The following is a 16,384-nucleotide window of genomic DNA, read 5'->3' as shown; positions in this document are numbered from 1 at the left end:
ACACCGGCTGGGGACCGACGGCGGAGGGGCCTGGGAATGGGCAGAGGCTGGGGCGGCGGGCGGCGCATGCGGGACGGGCGGGGGGAACTGGTCGTGCACGGGGGTGCGACCGTGCCGCTGGAGATCGCGGCGTCGTACCGGGCCCGGACGCGGGGGCTGCTCGGGCGGGACGCGGTCGAGGGCGCGCTGCTGCTGTCCCCCGCGAACAGCGTCCACACCTTCCGGATGCGCATGCCCATCGACGTCGCCTACCTGGACCGCGGGCTGGTCGTCCTCGCCGTCCGCACGATGCCGCCGTGGCGGTTGGGCCTGCCCCGGCTCCGGGCGCGGCACGTGCTGGAGGCGGAGGCCGGGGGGATGGCGGGGTGGGGGGTTCGGGCGGGGGTCAGGGTGGAGGTCCGGACGGGGCCCGGGGACGTCCGGTAGCGGCGCGCGAGGTGCCGCTCCCGGCGGGGTGCGTCAGCCGTTGCGGGGGAAGGAGACCTCCACGCGGCGGTTCTTCTTGCGGCCGGACTCGGAGGAGTTGTCCGCGATGGGGTACTGCTCGCCGTAGCCGCGCACCTCGAAGGTGATGTCCGGGGAGTTCAGTTCCGTGTCGAGGATGTCGTGGACGGCGTTGGCGCGGCGGCGGGAGAGGGTGTCGCCGTGGGCGGAGGAGCCGAGGTTGTCGGTGAAGCCGAAGACGCGGACCTTGGTCGCGTTCTGGGTCCTGATCTCGTCGGCGATCGCGGCGATGCGGGCCTTCGACTCGGCGCTGAGCTTCGCGCTGTCCTTGCCGAACAGGACTTCCGCCTGGAGGGCGAACTTCACGTCGGCGTTGGTGTCCTCGCGGCGTTCCTCTCCGCTCTGGTCCTCCACGACCTGCTTGATGTCGAGGACCTTGGGCTCGGCGAGGGTGGCGCCTTCCGGGATCTTCAGATCGGGGTCGTTGGCGTCGACCTCGACCGGCGCGGACGCGGTGGCCTCCGTACCCGGGGGGACGCTGGGGTCGTCGTCGGCGTGCGCGGTCCCGGCGGCGCACAGGGTGCCGGCGAGCATGATCGAGGCTGTGGTGAGGGCGAGGGGGAGGCGGGTGGGGGTCATGGGGGCCTCAACCGGAGATCGTGATGGAGGCTGCGGCGAACATCGGGAGCTGGAAGGCGACCTCGGAGGTGCCGCTGGGGGGCGCCGGGAACTGCATGAAGACGGGGACCGACTCTCCGGACTTCAAGGAAGGGAAGTTGGTCGTGGTCAACGGACGTCCGTCCGTGTCGCGCAGCACGTAATAGCGCTTCTTGCCCTTGGAGTCCACCAGGGTGGCTCCTCCCAGGGACCTGCCGTTCCGGATGATCTCCGTCTCGTTGCCACTCAGCTGTGCGGGCACGTTGACCGTCTCACCGCTGTCGTTCTTCAAGGTGCCGTTGACGGTGACGAAGCCACCCGCGTCCCGTGCAGCTGACGTGATCTGGAGAAGCAGGCCGTCGGGGCCCCTCAACTCGGCGAGAGGAGTGCCCGCGTCACCTTCCTGAGCACTCGGCTGCGATCCGTCGTCCTGGGAAGCGGAGGCCGAGGCCTTCGGCTTCTCGTCGTCACTGCCACCGCCGCCGCAGCCGGCCACACCGAGGGCCATACCGGCCGCAACGGTCCATGCGACCATCCCCCTGCGGGCCTTCGTTGTGAACCGCATGCTCATGACTCCGCTTCCTTCATCACTCGTCGTTCGCTTGTCAGTCGGCCAGATGGACGTCGAAGAGGTCCTCGGGTCCCGGAAGGGTGGCAGGGGTTTCCGGATCCAGGTCCCACTTCACGCCCTCGCAGTTGAGACTCGGCAGGGTGTCCTCACCCGCATCCTCGCCAGGGGGGTCGAAGGTGCAGCGCAACTCCACGACGGCCACGGCGAACGCCGTCGCGTATCGGCCCTCCGTTCCGGGCACGATGGTGTCCCCCACAGGCTCGTCGGTCGTGACGTCGACCCGGTAGCCCAGGAGGCCTTGCCCTTGGCAGGCGTCCACGTGAGCCTCGTTCTGTGCCGCGAGCTGCCCCGCGCGATCACAGGGGTCCTCGAACAGCTCCACGTCACCCTCGAAGATGCCGTGCCACGAGTCCGGGTCCAGCAGGTTCTCGACCCACTCGCCCGTGATCTGGTCCCTCAGGTCCTGGGCAGCCGCGAGCGCGGCCGCGTCCGCCGCCGTCTGAGCCTCGTTGCGGGTCGCCGCGGCCTGCCCGACCGCAAGGTACGCGAACGCGAGAAAGAGCAGACCCGCCACCACCGTGATGTAGATGGGGAAGGCCTGCCCTGCGTCGCGGTGCCTCGGAGGGCGCGTCAGCCTCCGGTCACCTCGGTGATCTTGTCGGTGATCGCGTTGTAAATGGACTGCCCGATGTCCGTCCCCGTGATCGCCAGCACGATGGCCACCACGACCGCGATGATCCCCAGGTACTCCACCGCCGTCTGGCCCCTGTCGTCGCGGGCGGTGGTGTTCCTCCACTTGTGCATGACGTTCCCCTCCCGGTGTGGCGGCTTCGGTGCCGCGAGGGTATGGCGGGGCCGCCCGGTCTGCCGAGGGTCCCAGGGCCCAGCCGTGGGCCCAGATATCCGTCCGCCGCATCGCCCTCACCCCAGCCCCAGCCACTTCGCTGTGGCCTCCGAGCGGCTCGTGCTGTGCAGCTTGGCGAAGATTCGGTTGATGTGGTTCTTGACCGTCTTCTCGCTGATGAAGCACGTGGCGGCGATTTGCTGGTTGTTCATGCCGGATGCGATGAGGTCCATGATCTCCGCCTCTCTCGCGCTGAGTTGGGACCGTGACCGGTATGACGAAGACTGTGCCACAACCGGTTGCACTTGCGAAAGGTTTTCCGAAGAATTAAGGGGTGCAGGGGAGTGCGGGTTTGCAGTCGCATCTGTGGGAGTGCGGGCGCTCTGCCTGAGCTGGGCCAGGAGGGCCTCCGCCGCCGTGGGGGTGAAGTGTGGCCTGCCGTCTTTGATGTCCCGTACCGCCGCGACCAGTTGGTCCGCCGTGAACTCGCCGTGCACAAGGTAGCCGCCCGCGCCGCGCCGCAGGGCCTCCTCGACGATGTCGGGCTCGCGGCTGTAGGTGAGCATTACGACGGGGGCCAGCCGCACCAGGTGCGGCAGGGCCGCGATGCCGTCCACTCCCGGCATGCGGACGTCCAGGAGCACCACGTCCGGCCGGTGGGTCCGGGCCGCCTCGTACGCCTCCCGGCCGTCCGCCGCCTCCGCCACGACCGTGATGTCCTCGCGGCCCGAGAGGAGGGCGGTGAGCCCCGCGCGGACCACGGGGTTGTCGTCGGCCACGATCACGCGCAGGGACGGGCCGGCCGGGTCCGCGGGGGGCGGGAAGGGGGTGGCGGCAGCGGGGTGTTCAGCGTCCGGCATCGTTCGGCCTCCGCTCGGGGGTGGGGCCCAGGGCCGCCAACGGGAGTTCCAGTCGTACTTCCGTGCCCTTGGGGTGCGTGCCGCGGCCGATGCGGATGCGGGCACCCACCGCGGCGGCGCGCTCCACCATGCCGACCACCCCGAAGTGGCCCGTTCTGCGGAGCTGGGCGAGCGACGTCCCGGGGGCGAGGCCCCGGCCGTCGTCGTAGACGCTGAGCAGGAGCTGGTCGCCCTGGACGCCCGCCGTGACGTCGACGTGGGTGGCGTCCGCGTGCCGGTGGGCGTTCTCCATCGCCTCGGCCGCGATGGTCAGCAGCTGGCGGGCCACCGACGGGGGGACGGGCGGGACGGCGGCGTCGCCGGTGCGGCGGTAGGTGGTGGGGACGCCGGTGCGGGCGGTGAAGTCGGCGGTGCGTGCGGAGAGTTCGGCGAGTATGTCGCTGCCGTGGGCCGGGTCCGACTCGCGGCGGAGGTCCGTCAGCAGTTCCCGGGACTCGGCGGCGGCCCGGCGGGCCGAGCGGGCCACGAGTTCGGCCCGGTCCTTGACCAGGGACGGGTCGAGCCGGTCCGCCGAGTGGGCCAGGCCGTCCGCCGCGAGCGCCACGCCGTGCAGGGTCTTGGCCACCGAGTCGTGCAGCTCGCGGGCGAGCCGGGCGCGTTCGGCCGCCACCGCCTCCGCGACGGCCAGCCGCGCCTGGACCGTGGTCAGGGCGTGGGTGGCCTCGCCGAAGCGGAGCATCAGGCCGCGCAGGGTGGAGCCGACCGCGCCGGTGATCACGCAGAGGCCTGGCAGGAGGAGCGTCTCGGCGGGGGTGGCGTCCGGGGTCCTCGCGAGGGTGGCGTGGACCAGGAGCAGGATCAGGGCCTGGAGGGAGGCGAAGACCGCGGCGCCCCGCCAGCTGTAGACGAGTCCGGCGAGGAGCGGGGTGCAGACACTGACGTAGGCCAGGGTGCTGTCGGGGCCGGCGGAGATGAGCGGGAGGGAGCCCAGGAGGGTGTCGAAGGCGAGCAGGGTGGGGTGGCGCAACAGCAGGGGGGCGAAGCGTTCCCAGTCCCTGAACAGGACGTAGGAGGCCATGAAGGTGACCACCACGGCCGCGCCGACCAGGCGGACGCCGAGGCCCGGCGAGGCGTTGAGGAGGGCGGCCGGGGCGGCCAGGGCGATCATCGCGAGCCGGAAGCCGAAGACCTGGCGGCACAGTGCCTGCAGGGCGTTGACCTGGAGGGAGAGCGCGGGTGGGGTGGCGGGCACCGGGTTCCCGGCCCGGTGCGGCCTCGGCGGCGCGCCGGACGCGCGGCCACCGTCGTCCGGCGCGGGTGGCCCGTCAGGGTGCGGGGCGCCGGCGCCGGCCGCCCGCTCGTGCTCCCGCCATGCCCACCCCGCCGCCACGCCCCCCGGCGCGGCCGCGCGGAGGTGCCCCCGCGGGACCGCCCTCGTCCCCTCCGTCGGTGTGAGTGTCATGGCCCTCACTCACCCGTGAGCGTGCCGAAGTCCGTGCCGGAGCCGAGGAGCAGCCCGGCGCCCAGCAGCAGCATCGTCGCCGGGACCATGAACGTCGTGATCATCATCGTGGCCTTGGGCACGGCCCGCGCGGCCTTGCGCCGGGCGTTCTGCGCGTCCGTGCGCCGCATGTCCTTGGCCAGCGACACCAGCGTGTCCACGATCGGCGCGCCCAGCTCCTCGCCCTGCTGCAACGCCGTCACGAACATCGCGACCTGCTCGGAGTCGTTGCGTCGCCGCAGTTCGGCGAATGCCTGGCGGCGGCTCATGCCGAGGTCCATCTGGTGCAGCGTGATACGGAGTTCGTCCGCCCAGGGGCCCTCGTAGCGCGAGGCGACCCGGTCGAGGGCCTGGCGGAAGCCGAGGCCGGCGCTGACCACGACGGCGAGGACGTCGAGGAAGTCGGGCAGGGTCCGGTCGATCACGTCCTTGCGGACCCGGATCGCCGACCAGATGCCCACCTCCGTCCAGAACGCGCCGAAGGCGAGCAGCAGCACGGTCATCAGCACGTTGCCCTGGAGCAGGAACACCAGTCCGCCGACCCCGCCGAGGAAGCCGTAGACCGCGCGGCGCGCGGCGTAGCGGTCGATGGTGAGGCCGCCGGGGTTGCCCGCCAGGTCGATCCTCCTGCGGTACCGGGCGACCCGCGCCGGGCCCATCAGGCGCAGGACGGCGGGCGCGTACCGCATGCCCGTCCGGTCGACCAGCGAGTCCACCGCGCCCGTGCGGGTCGAGCCCACCTCCAGGGCGAGGACGAGGTCGGCGGGGAGCTTCGCCTCCGCCCGGTACATCCGGATCCCGGCGAAGACGCCCCACACGCTCAGACCCATGACCAGTGCCAGTACCAGTGCCATGCCGATCCCCTCCCTTCCTCAGACGTCGATACGGGACAGCCGGCGGATCATGACGAAGCCGACGGCGTACAGCGCGAACGCGACGACCACGCAGGCCTGGCCGACCGGGGAGCCCGTCATCCGGTCCAGGGCGCCGTCCTTGACGCCGTTCATCAGGAACAGCGAGCCCACGCCCATCACGGGGACCGCGTAGGACGTCATGCTGACCTGCGAGAGCTGGGTGCGGATCTCACGGCGGGTCTCCTTGCGTTCCTCCAGCGTCTCGGTGAGGTTGCGGAGCGCGCTGACCAGCTGGCCGCCCGCCCGGTTGGAGAGCACCAGGGTGGTCACCAGGACCACCAGCTCACGGGACGGCAGCCGTTCGGCCATCTCCCCCAGTGCCTCGTCCATCGACGCGCCCACCGCGAGCTGGTTGGCCACCTTGCCGAGCTCCTCCCCCGCCGGGGCCTCCAGCTCCTCCGCCGCCATGCCGATCGCGGTGCGCAGGGCGAGGCCGGCCTGGGTGGCGTTGGCCAGGATGCGGGCGAGTTCGGGGAGTTGGTTGATGAACTTCTCGATGCGTTTCTGCCGTTGCCAGTTGAGGAACTGCACGGCCGCCCAGACGCCCAGCAGTCCGGCGATCGGGCCGAAGAAGGGGGCGAGGGCGGCCTGCCCGATCAGCCAGAGTCCGGCGACGGCGGCGAGCATCGCGACGAAGAACTCCCCGGGGGTCACGTCCAGACCCGTCGCCGCCAGCCGCAGCTCCAGTCTCCGGCCCGCCCGGGTGCGGCGCAGCCGGCGGTCCAGGTCGCGGAACCGGCGCCGGCGGCCGGTGACCTGGACCTGGCCGGTGGACGACAGGCGCTCCACGAGTGCCTGCCGCTGGGCCCTGCCCATGGCGTAGGCGTGCAGCCCGGCCACGGCGAGGACGCAGGTCAGCAGGGTGACGCCGGTGGTGAGGGAGACGAGCGTCGTCAGTTCCATGGTCGGCTCCTGCCTACCGGGCTTCTCGGGTGGCCAGCTGGTCCGCGGACTGGGCGACGCCGAAGGCCTGCGGAATGGGCTGGCTCGCCATGTAGAGGCGGTCGGCGGTGCGGCGGGTGAGCGGGAAGTACTGGAAGCCGCCGTGGATCCGGCCGTCGGCGGTCATGGGCCGGGCGTTGAAGCGGGCGATCGTGGCCAGCCGGTACGGCTCCCCGCCGTGGCTGTCGAGCAGCGCGACCTCGGTGACCCGGCGCAGTCCGTCGGCGAACCGGGTGAGCTGCACGATGACGTCGACCGCGCTGTTGATCTGGTCGTGCAGCGCGGCGAAGGGGACCTCGACGTCGGACATGGAGGCCAGGGTCTGCAGCCGCATCAGCGCGTCCTCGGCGCTGTTGGCGTGGACGGTGGCGAGCGACCCGTCGTGGCCGGTCGACATCGCCTGGAGCATGTCCAGCGACTCGCCGCCACGGACCTCGCCGACGACGATCCGGTCGGGGCGCATGCGCAGCGAGTTGCGGACCAGGTCGCGGATGGTCACCTGGCCCTGGCCCTCGACGTTCGGCGGCCGGGACTCCAGGCGGACCACGTGCTGCTGCTGGAGCTGGAGTTCCGCGGAGTCCTCGATGGTGATGATCCGCTCGCTCTCGGGGATCAGGCCGGACAGCGCGTTCAGCAGGGTCGTCTTGCCGGTGCCCGTAGCGCCCGACACGATGATGTTGAACCGCGCCTGCACTAGCCCCGCCAGCAGGTACACCATCGGCTCCTCCAGCGAGCCGAACTGGATCAGTTCCTGGAGCGTGAAGGAACGCGGGAAGCGGCGGATGGTGAGCGTGGCGCCGGTCAGGGACAGCGGCGGGATGATGACGTTGACGCGCTCGCCGGACGGCAGGCGGGCGTCGACCATCGGGTTCGACTCGTCCACGCGGCGGTTGACGGTCGACACGATCCGTTCGATGGTCTGCATGAGCTGGTCGTTCGAGGCGAACCGCAGCGGCAGCTGCTCGACCCGGCCGGCCCGCTCGACGAAGATCGCGTCGGGGCCGTTCACCATGATCTCGGTGATCGAGGCGTCCTCCAGCAGCGGCTCCAGGATGCCGAGGCCGAGGGCCTCGTCGACCACCCGCCGGATCAGCTGCGAGCGTTCGACCGTCGACAGGACGGGGCCTTCGCGGCTGATGATGTGCCCGAGCACCCGCTCCAGCCGTGCCCTGCGCTCGGCGGTCGCGAGGGCGCTCATCTCCGCGAGGTCGATCTCCTCCAGGAGCTTGGCCCGGTAGGTGGCGACCAGGTGTGCGTCCTCGCCCCGGCTGCCGTTCTCCTCGGGGGAGTTGATCCGTGCCCGCAGACTCATCGCCGTACTCCCCGCTCAGTGGTCCATCGGCATGGTGGCGGTCTTGGTGGCCGGGCCGAAGTCCCAGCCGGGCACGATCGACGGGATGTCGATCGTGGCGGTGACCTCGACCTCGTCGCCCAGGTAGGAGGCCGCGCAGCCGGCGTCCAGCCAGGAGCTGACCGCGTTCCGGCAGTCCTGCGCGTACGGCCCGTCGAGGGAGGCGCTGCGCGCGCCGGTACGGGCGGCCGTGCCGGCCTGCTGTGCGGCGTAGGCGATCAGGCCGACCTGCACGGCGGCCATCGCCACCAGGATCAGGACCGGGAGGAACCCCAGGTACTCCAGGGCCACCTGGCCCCGGTCGCGGACGCGCGCGCTGTGCCGGTACGTCATCTCAGTCCGTCTCCTCCACCACGGCCCCCGCGTGGCCGGCGACGCCGGGGAAGGGGAAGCCGATCGAGCCGGGGAAGAGGACGGGTACGTCGAGCCGCACGTCGGCCGTGACGAGGCCACCGCTCTCGCCGCAGGACACCTCGGCACCCCCTTCCCACGCGGACGGCAGATGCTCGAGGCCCGCCTCCTGACAGGCCGCTTGGCGGTCCTCGGCCGCCGTGCCCGCGCGTGCGGCCTCGTCGGCAGCGTTCCCCGCGAGCGAGTAGGTGTACCCCACGAGCACGAACTGCCACAGCAGCACCAGTGTCAGGACGATCAGCGGGGTCATGCCGAGGAACTCGACGGTGACCTGCCCCCGGTCGCCGCCCCGGCGGCCGGGATTCATCCGTCCCTCCGCCGCCGGAAGCCCGCCGCCCCGCGGTCCGCCCGCGACCGGCCGCCCTTCCGTTCGCCCACCGGCGCCTTGACCAGCCCCAGTTCGCCCGCGAGCGCCCACAGGGCCTGTCTGACGGTGCTCCTGCTGTCCAGTTCGTGGACGCGGCCGGCGTCCACGACACCCTGGAGTTCCTTGAAGTGGGCGGGCACGGCCGTCGCGGCGACCGCCGTGCCGGTGATCCGCTGGATGAGGGCGGGCTGGATCTCCGTACCGCGGGTGTGCCGGTTGACGACGACCGTGGTCTCCTCGGCCTTGCGGATCTGCAACCGGTCCCACATCCGTACCGTCCGCTTGGCGCCCCGGACCGCGACCACGTCCGGTGTGGTCACCAGCAGGGCGGTGTCGGCCATCTCGACCGCGGCGGCGCCGGCGCCGCTCAACTGGGCGCCGCAGTCGATGACGACGGCCTCGTAGCGGGAGCGCAGGGCGCTGACGATCTGCCGGGCGGCGCGGTCGGTGACCTCCTCGCCGCGTTCGCCCTCGCCGGGGGCGAGCAGCAGGGCGAGTCCGGTGTCGTGCCGGAAGACGGCGTCGGCGAGGACCCGCGGGGAGATGTCGTTGATCGCGGCGAGGTCGGCGACGCTGCGCCGGAACTGGACGTCCAGGTAGGACGCGACGTCCCCCGTCTGGAGGTCCATGTCGACCAGCACGGTGGAGCGGCCCGACGCCTGGGAGGCGAGCGCCAGCTGGATGGCGGCCAGTGTCGCCCCGACGCCGCCCTTGGCGCCGCTGACGGTGACGACGGTGCCGCCGACGCCGGTGAAGACGTCGCCGCCGTGACCGAGGTGCCGGCGTACGCCCACCGACCACTGGGCGACCGCCTGCACGCGGTTGGCCAGTTCCTCGTACGACAGCGGCAGGGCGACCAGGCCGCGGGCGCCGGAGTCCATGGCGGCCTGGAAGAGGGCGGGGCCGGCGTCGGAGGTGACGAGGATGACGCCTACGGCGGGGAAGCGGAGCGCGACCTCGCGGATCAGTTCCAGGGCCGGGACGGGCCCGATGCGCTCGTGTACGACGACGACCTCGGGCAGTTCGTCCACGGACTCGGCGGCCAGCCGGGCGAGGGTGTCGACGAGCTGGGTGGAGTCGACGACCGGGGTGACGGGCTCGGCGTCCGGGAGCTGGCTGAGCAGGGTCGTGACGGAGCGGATCGCGTCCGCGTCGCCGACGGCCGGCAGGATCCTCGTGGGCATCCGGGCCTCACTTGTCCTTCGCGAGTTCGTAGGTGCGGTCCGCGTCGGGGACGGTGGTGCCGCCGCCGGGCGCCACCAGGGCCAGCCGGACGCGCTCGGCGAACGACTCGGCGTAGGTGAGGCGCTGGGCGTCGAGGGTGGACAGCGCGAAGGTGATGGGCACGGCGTCGGTGGAGCGCCGGGTGCGGTCGTCGCTGTCGGGCTCCAGGGAGGTGAGCCTGCCGACGTCGATCACCTGGGCGTTGGTGACGATGATCTTCGACTGGGCGGGGTCGCCCTCGCGCTCACCGGCGAAGGTGGCGTACACGTTGACCTTGGATCCCGGTGTGATCTTGCCGGCCACTCCGGTCGCCGCGTCGATCATGATGGCGACCTCCTGCTGTCCCGGCCGCAGCGCGGGCTGGTCGACGATCATGTCGCTCTGCAGCAGGGAGCCCTCGCGCAGGGTGGTGACGGCGATCTTGCCCCGGACCTGCCGCAGATCGGTGACCGCGTTCTGCGACAGCCAGCGCTCGGGCATCTCGATCCGCTCGAACCGGTCGGCGGTCAGGGCGGTGTAGGGCGCGACGTCCTCCTTGAGCCGGTACGCCGAGACCTCGGGGCCGACCTTGGACTGCACGTCGTCGATGACGGAGAGCACGCCCGCGAACGCGCCGAGGGCGCAGAGTACGGACAGGAGCAGGAGTATCACGCCGCGGCGCTGACGGGAGTTCATGAAGCGTGCAACCTCGTTGGGGGTGGGGTCGAACGGGTCGGGGGTCTCGTCGGGCGGCGGGTCACCCCGCCGGGAGCTGGAGCTGGGTGTCGTACGCCGGTGCCGTCGCGGAGCAGAACACGCACCGGTCGCCGATGACGTCGATGCCGCACCAGTGGCAGCTGTTGCGGCGCACCGAGCCGACCAGCTGGTAGAGCACGGACAGGTCGGGCAGATAGGTGCAGAACTCGATCAGCTTGCCGGTCCCCCACCAGGCGGCGGACTCGGCGGGCAGCCGGGTCTCGCGCAGGCCCTGCACACGCCAGGACGGGGCGAGCGTGGCGTTGATCCAGTCGGACTGGAGCTGTCCCCGGGCCAGCAGCATCCAGGTCCCGAACTCCGGTCCCGCGAGCCGTGCTTCGGGGGCGATCCGCACAAGCTGCGGCTCGGGGTAGGCGAGGACGCCGAACTGGCTGCCCGGCACCCAGGACTTGGCGTGCGACGTGAGTCCGACGGGGACGCGGTCGAGCCGGGCGACGGAGGCGAGGAGCGCTCCGGCGTGGATGTAGTGGGTGAGCAGCCGGCCCGCCGAGGCGAGGACGCCCGGGCCGAGGTCGCAGGAGGCCAGCTGCCGCAACTGCCGTGCCAGGACGGCGAGTCCCAGCGGGGGCAGATCGGGCCGGAAGAGGGCGATCCGGTCGCTTTCCAGGAGGGACCGGACGGTGTGCAGCCGCCGCGCCACCGCCGCCGGAACGGCCTGCGAGCACACCACGATCACATGGCCGTGCGCCTCGACCAGGGCCTGCATCTCGGCCAGGGCGTGGTCCAGCGGGCGTTTGTCCAGGTCGCGCAGGACGACGGCGGGCAGGGTCCGCTCGTCCTGCGCCGGCAGCGCCATGTCGGCGCTGGTCACGGCAATGGCTGTTGGCACGCGCAGCTCCCCGTTTCCCACCCAAGTCCGGCCCGCCGGCGCAACTCTCGTGCACCTGGACGACTTCATTGCGTGACTACCTCAGCACTGTATCCACGCCTCCGTGACCGGAGAACAGCGTTTCCGTAGCCGAGCGGCAACTCCTCTTGCACAAGGCGCGCCAAATCGGGACAGGGGGAGCATCCCGACCGAACCCCCAGGAGTGGCCGGGCACTTACCCCTTGACAGCGGAATTGGTCTGGACCAACTTGTAGCTCCAACGGTGGCCACCGTTCGTTCCCTCGCGTTCCTCCTTCGTCGTTCCCCCGTCATGGAAGTCCCCACTCCCCCACCGGAGGCCCCAGTGGACCGCGCACGCAGACGCAGACGTACCCGCATGTGGTCGGGAGCGGTGGTCGCCGCCCTGGCCCTGACCGTGCCCGCGATCGGCCAGGCATCCGCCGCGGACATCAACAACGCCAAGAACGCCGGCTTCGAGTCGGGCCTGACCAACTGGACCTGCTCGGCGGGCAGCGGTACGACCGTCTCCTCGCCGGTGCACGGCGGCTCGTCCGCGCTGAAGGCGACACCGGCCGGGCAGGACAACGCCCGCTGCACGCAGACGGTCGCGGTCCAGCCCAACTCCCGGTACACGCTGAGCGCGTGGGTGCAGGGCGGATACGCCTACCTGGGCGCCACCGGCACGGGCACCACGGACGTGTCCACGTGGACCCCCGACTCGTCGTCCTGGAAGCAGCTGTCGACCACCTTCACCACGGGCTCCTCGACCCGCTCGGTGACGATCTACACGCACGGCTGGTACGGCCAGGCCGCCTATCACGCGGACGACGTCTCGGTGTTCGGCCCCGACGGCGGCGGGGGCGGCGACCCGACCCCGACGATCCCGGGCGCCCCCGCGGGCGTGGCCGTCTCCGGCACGACCTCGTCCTCCGTCTCCCTGTCCTGGAACGCGGTCTCGGGCGCGACGGGCTACAACATCTACCGCAACGGCACCCGGGTCACGGCCGTGACCGGCACGTCGGCGACGGTGACCGGGCTCGCGGCGTCGACATCGTACAGCTTCCAGGTCACGGCGACCAACGCCGCCGGTGAGTCGCCGAGGTCGGCGACCGTGACGGGCACGACGGCACCCACGGGCGGCGGCCCCGGCGTCCCACGGCACGCGGTGACCGGCTACTGGCAGAACTTCAACAACGGCGCGGCCGTGCAGCGGCTGTCGGACGTGCCGTCCCACTACGACATCATCGCGGTGGCGTTCGCGGACGCGACGGCGACGCCGGGGGCCGTGACCTTCAACCTGGACTCGGCGGGGCTCGGCGGCTACACGGTCGACCAGTTCAAGGCCGACCTCCGGGCGAAGCAGGCCGCCGGGAAGAAGGTCATCATCTCGGTGGGCGGTGAGCTCGGCCGGGTCGCGGTCAACGACGCGACGTCGGCGGCGAACTTCGCCAACTCGGTCCACTCGCTGATGCAGACATACGGCTTCGACGGCGTGGACATCGACCTGGAGAACGGTCTCAACGCGACGTACATGTCGCAGGCGCTGCGCCAGCTGTCGGCCAAGGCGGGACCGTCGATGGTGCTCACGATGGCGCCCCAGACGATCGACATGCAGTCCACGTCGAACTCGTACTTCCAGACGGCGCTGAACGTGAAGGACATCCTCACGGTCGTCAACATGCAGTACTACAACAGCGGCTCGATGCTCGGCTGCGACGGCAAGGTCTACAGCCAGGGCTCGGTCGACTTCCTCACGGCCCTGGCCTGCATCCAGCTGGAGAACGGCCTGAACCCGTCCCAGGTGGGCCTCGGCGTCCCGGCCTCGACCCGCGCGGCGGGCGGCGGCTACGTCGCCCCGACCGTCGTGAACAACGCGCTGAACTGCCTGACCCGCGCGACGAACTGCGGCACCTTCAAGCCGCCGCGGACCTATCCCGACCTGCGCGGCGCGATGACCTGGTCGACGAACTGGGACGCGACGAGCGGCAACGCCTGGTCCAACGCGGTGGGCCCCCACGTGGACGCCCTGCCCTAACCCCGACCCGACAGGCGCCGGCCACGTCGAAATCCGACGCGGCCGGCGCCGCCTCGTGGGTCAGTACGCCGGCCGGTAGTGGTTCAGCACCCAGGCCAGTTGGGCGAACCACTCGTGCAGGCGGGACTTCGGCCTCGCCTGCACCACCGCCTCGTAGACCCTGCCGTCGAGGTGGACGACGGCCACCATGAGCGCCTTGCCGTCGGGGCTCGCCTTGTGGTGGACACCGCGGATCTCGGGCCAGTCGAACTCGACCGACGTGCCGTACATCTCCAGCGCCACGCCCGAGGCGTCGATGACGACCGAGTTCTGCTTGTCGATCGCCAGGAACTCCGGGCCGGGCGGCGTGGCGCCGTACTGCGGTGCGGGGGCGGTGCCGTACTGCGGGGGCGGACCGAAGCCGGGAGGCGGCGGGCCGAAGCCGGGGGGTGGTGGGCCGAAGCCGGGAGGCGGTGGCTGCTGGGTCATCCGGTGGTACCTCATGCGTCGCGGGGCTGACGGAGACACCGCACATTCTTTCGCTCCCCGCGGCACCTTGTCCCCGCCCGCTCCCGGCGTCAGGGCCGGGAGGCCCCGTCCCCCGCCGTCAGCACCGCGGGGGTCGTGGTCCGGCGGGGGCCGGCCGTCATCAGGGGCACCAGGGAGATCGCTGCCGCGCCGAGGACCGCCGTCAGGGCGAACGTCGTGAAGCCCAGGCCCGCGTTGCCGCCCGCGAGGACCACGCCGCCGACCGTGGGACCGACCACCGCGCCGGTGCGGCCGATGCCGGTGACCCAGCCGAGGCCGGTGGCGCGCTCGCTCGGGGCGTAGACGCGGGACGTGGCGGCGTAGACCATGACCTGCGCGCTGAACAGCCAGATGCCGGTGAGGAAGACGACGGTGTAGGCAGCGCCGAGCGGCATCTCCGTCCTCAGCAGGAACGTGCCGCAGGCCGTCAGGACGAACCACAGCGCCGAGACCTTCACCGGCCCGAACCGGTCCGCGGTGCGCCCCGCGATCAGCATGCCGACGATGCCGCCCGCGTTGATGACCATCAGGAAGGTGACCGAGGAGGAGAGCGAGTAGCCCGAGGCCCGCATCAGTTCGGGAAGCCAGGTCGAGACGCCGTAGACCAGGAGCAGTCCCGCGAAGGAGGCCACCCACAGCAGCGGGGTCGCCCAGCGGGTACCGGGCGCGAACAGGGCCCGTATCGCGGAGAGTCGGCCCTTCGCGCCGGCCTCCGGCGCCTCCGTCACCCCGGGGCGGCTCAGGCCGTGCCGGTCGGCGACGGCGTACGCCTCCTGCGTGCGCCCCTTCGCGAACAGCACACCCGGCGACTCCGGCAGCCACTTGAGGACCAGCGGCACCGCGATCACCGCGGGCAGCACCCCCGCCCAGAAGACCCAGCGCCAGCCGTGCTCGGGAGCCACGGCGAGGCCGATGCCCGTGGCCGCCATGCCGCCCGCGTGGTACGCGGTCATCATCAGGCCCGTCGCCAGGGCCGCCCGGCGCGGCGGCGCGAACTCCGCGACGATCGCCAGGCCGATCGGCATCAGGCCGCCGAGACCGAGGCCGGAGACGAAGCGGCCCGTGCCGAAGACCGCCGCGCCCGGCGCGAGCGCGCACACTGCCGAACCCAGCGAGAAGAGCACCACGCTCGCCGTCACCAGCGGCTTGCGGCCCAGCCAGTCGGTCAGCGTGCCCGCCGCCAGCGCGCCGATCAGCATGCCGAACGTGGTCCAGCTGCCGATCGTCCCGGCGAGCGCGGTGCTGAAGCCGAGGCTCTCGTCGGCGAGCAGGTGCGGCATGGTCGCGCCGTAGATGTTGACGTCCATGCCGTCGAAGAAGACGGCGAGCCAGCACAGGGCGATGACCACACCGACGGACCGGAAGGAGCGTTCGGGAGGGGACGGGGTCGATGCCACGGGTCACTCACTTTCTGCCACGGCGGTGTGGGAGAGGCACGTCGTCTGCGCGCTTGTTCGCCTGGTGAAAAGTGCTTCACTTGCGGGTCCGTGTGAGTGTGCTCGTGCGCCCAGGCCGTGTCAACGGTTTCGGCGGGCCCCCGGCGCCCCGTCGCGAGAACGCCGTGAAACATTTCCCCCGGCCCACCGCATCAATGAGGTGAAGGCACCGACGACGGGGGAGCACACATGCAGGTCCGCGGGGACGAGTACGCGGAGTTCGCCGCCGCGCGCGCGGGGCACCTCTACCGGGCCGCCTGCCTGCTCACCGCCGGGGACACGCATCTCGCCGAGGACCTGGTGCAGGAGACCCTCGGGCGGCTGTACCTGAGATGGGGGCGGGTCTCCCGCGCCGAGAACCCGGCCGCCTACGCGCAGACCGTCCTGACCCGCACCTTCCTCGCGCAGCGGCGCCGGCGCAGCAGCACCGAGCGCGCAACCGACGTCCTCCCGGAGACAGCCGGCACCGACGGGGACACCACCCTGCGGCTGACCCTGCTGGAGGCGCTCGCGCGGCTGCCCGCCAAGGACCGGGCCGTCGTCGTGCTGCGCTACTGGGAGGACCGCAGCGTGCAGGAGACCGCCGACGCCATGAACACCAGTTCCGCCGCCGTACGGACCCGCTGCTCCCGCGCCCTCGCCCGGCTGCGGGAACTGCTCGGCGAGGACCTCGCCGAGTACGCGGCCACCTGACCGGCGCCCCCACCCCGCCCGACGTCACCTCACCACCCCTTC

19 protein-coding genes are annotated in these 16,384 nt (G+C 71.9%); 3 read left to right on the top strand and 16 right to left on the bottom strand.

What is annotated here, in order from left to right; genetic code table 11:
* Positions 1–36: 36 nt before the first annotated feature.
* The gene (locus ACIP2X_RS15725; RefSeq protein WP_401672737.1) at positions 37–426 is read left to right on the top strand and encodes a DUF192 domain-containing protein; all 390 of its coding nucleotides are present in this window, start codon (positions 37–39) and stop codon (positions 424–426) included.
* A gap of 33 nt (positions 427–459) precedes the next feature.
* On the opposite strand, the gene ACIP2X_RS15720 is transcribed toward ACIP2X_RS15725, so the two are convergent.
* The 14 genes from ACIP2X_RS15720 to ACIP2X_RS15655 all read right to left on the bottom strand — a co-directional run bounded on the left by ACIP2X_RS15720 (position 460) and on the right by ACIP2X_RS15655 (position 11,638).
* Complete coding sequence (locus ACIP2X_RS15720; RefSeq protein ID WP_401672734.1) at positions 460–1,083, bottom strand: OmpA family protein; 624 nt, start codon at positions 1,081–1,083, stop codon at positions 460–462.
* A 7-nt stretch (positions 1,084–1,090) separates the two neighbouring features.
* Entirely contained in the window at positions 1,091–1,672 is a 582-nt protein-coding gene (locus tag ACIP2X_RS15715; RefSeq protein ID WP_401672732.1) for a hypothetical protein, read from the bottom strand.
* Between the two features lie 34 nt (positions 1,673–1,706).
* Positions 1,707–2,306: a pilus assembly protein TadG-related protein gene (locus ACIP2X_RS15710; protein ID WP_401674451.1), complete on the bottom strand. Its 600-nt coding sequence runs from the start codon at positions 2,304–2,306 to the stop codon at positions 1,707–1,709.
* A complete protein-coding gene (locus ACIP2X_RS15705; RefSeq protein WP_401672730.1) occupies positions 2,303–2,476 on the bottom strand; it encodes a Flp family type IVb pilin in 174 nt (57 codons plus the stop codon). The genes ACIP2X_RS15710 and ACIP2X_RS15705 overlap by 4 nt, the downstream gene beginning before the upstream one ends.
* 117 nt (positions 2,477–2,593) lie before the next feature.
* A complete protein-coding gene (locus ACIP2X_RS15700) occupies positions 2,594–3,376 on the bottom strand; it encodes a response regulator (protein ID WP_401672727.1) in 783 nt (260 codons plus the stop codon).
* Positions 3,363–4,838 (bottom strand): sensor histidine kinase, encoded by a 1,476-nt coding sequence (locus ACIP2X_RS15695; RefSeq protein ID WP_401672725.1) that lies wholly within the window; start codon positions 4,836–4,838, stop codon positions 3,363–3,365. Before ACIP2X_RS15695 ends, ACIP2X_RS15700 begins: the two co-directional genes overlap by 14 nt.
* 5 nt (positions 4,839–4,843) lie before the next feature.
* Positions 4,844–5,731, bottom strand: a complete 888-nt coding sequence (locus ACIP2X_RS15690) for a DUF5936 domain-containing protein (protein WP_401672723.1) — start codon at positions 5,729–5,731, stop codon at positions 4,844–4,846.
* 18 nt (positions 5,732–5,749) lie between these two features.
* The gene (locus tag ACIP2X_RS15685) at positions 5,750–6,694 is read right to left on the bottom strand and encodes a type II secretion system F family protein (protein WP_401672720.1); all 945 of its coding nucleotides are present in this window, start codon (positions 6,692–6,694) and stop codon (positions 5,750–5,752) included.
* Positions 6,695–6,707: 13 nt separating this feature from the next.
* The gene (locus tag ACIP2X_RS15680) at positions 6,708–8,045 is read right to left on the bottom strand and encodes a CpaF family protein (protein ID WP_401672717.1); all 1,338 of its coding nucleotides are present in this window, start codon (positions 8,043–8,045) and stop codon (positions 6,708–6,710) included.
* A gap of 15 nt (positions 8,046–8,060) precedes the next feature.
* Complete coding sequence (locus tag ACIP2X_RS15675) at positions 8,061–8,417, bottom strand: TadE/TadG family type IV pilus assembly protein (protein WP_401672715.1); 357 nt, start codon at positions 8,415–8,417, stop codon at positions 8,061–8,063.
* Between the two features lies 1 nt (position 8,418).
* Positions 8,419–8,802, bottom strand: a complete 384-nt coding sequence (locus ACIP2X_RS15670; protein WP_401672713.1) for a TadE family protein — start codon at positions 8,800–8,802, stop codon at positions 8,419–8,421.
* Positions 8,799–10,046, bottom strand: coding sequence for a CpaE family protein (locus tag ACIP2X_RS15665; RefSeq protein WP_401672710.1), 1,248 nt, complete (start codon positions 10,044–10,046; stop codon positions 8,799–8,801). Before ACIP2X_RS15665 ends, ACIP2X_RS15670 begins: the two co-directional genes overlap by 4 nt.
* A 7-nt stretch (positions 10,047–10,053) precedes the next feature.
* The gene (cpaB, locus tag ACIP2X_RS15660) at positions 10,054–10,761 is read right to left on the bottom strand and encodes a Flp pilus assembly protein CpaB (RefSeq protein WP_401672707.1); all 708 of its coding nucleotides are present in this window, start codon (positions 10,759–10,761) and stop codon (positions 10,054–10,056) included.
* Positions 10,762–10,822: 61 nt separating this feature from the next.
* Complete coding sequence (locus tag ACIP2X_RS15655) at positions 10,823–11,638, bottom strand: hypothetical protein (RefSeq protein WP_401674448.1); 816 nt, start codon at positions 11,636–11,638, stop codon at positions 10,823–10,825.
* Between the two features lie 409 nt (positions 11,639–12,047).
* Between ACIP2X_RS15655 and ACIP2X_RS15650 the strand changes: the two genes are divergently transcribed.
* Entirely contained in the window at positions 12,048–13,706 is a 1,659-nt protein-coding gene (locus ACIP2X_RS15650; RefSeq protein ID WP_401672706.1) for a chitinase, read from the top strand.
* Positions 13,707–13,766: 60 nt separating this feature from the next.
* On the opposite strand, the gene ACIP2X_RS15645 is transcribed toward ACIP2X_RS15650, so the two are convergent.
* Both ACIP2X_RS15645 and ACIP2X_RS15640 read right to left on the bottom strand, forming a co-directional pair.
* Positions 13,767–14,174 (bottom strand): hypothetical protein, encoded by a 408-nt coding sequence (locus ACIP2X_RS15645; protein WP_401672704.1) that lies wholly within the window; start codon positions 14,172–14,174, stop codon positions 13,767–13,769.
* An 89-nt stretch (positions 14,175–14,263) separates the two neighbouring features.
* The gene (locus ACIP2X_RS15640; protein ID WP_401672701.1) at positions 14,264–15,610 is read right to left on the bottom strand and encodes an MFS transporter; all 1,347 of its coding nucleotides are present in this window, start codon (positions 15,608–15,610) and stop codon (positions 14,264–14,266) included.
* Positions 15,611–15,838: 228 nt separating this feature from the next.
* Here ACIP2X_RS15640 and ACIP2X_RS15635 point away from each other — a divergent pair, with 228 nt between their 5' ends.
* Positions 15,839–16,342: a SigE family RNA polymerase sigma factor gene (locus ACIP2X_RS15635; RefSeq protein ID WP_401672698.1), complete on the top strand. Its 504-nt coding sequence runs from the start codon at positions 15,839–15,841 to the stop codon at positions 16,340–16,342.
* The last annotated feature ends 42 nt before the right edge of the window (positions 16,343–16,384 follow it).

This window comes from Streptomyces sp. NPDC089424 (assembly GCF_044749345.1).
Classification (GTDB): domain Bacteria; phylum Actinomycetota; class Actinomycetes; order Streptomycetales; family Streptomycetaceae; genus Streptomyces.
This window is presented reverse-complemented; position numbering and strand designations above follow the sequence as displayed.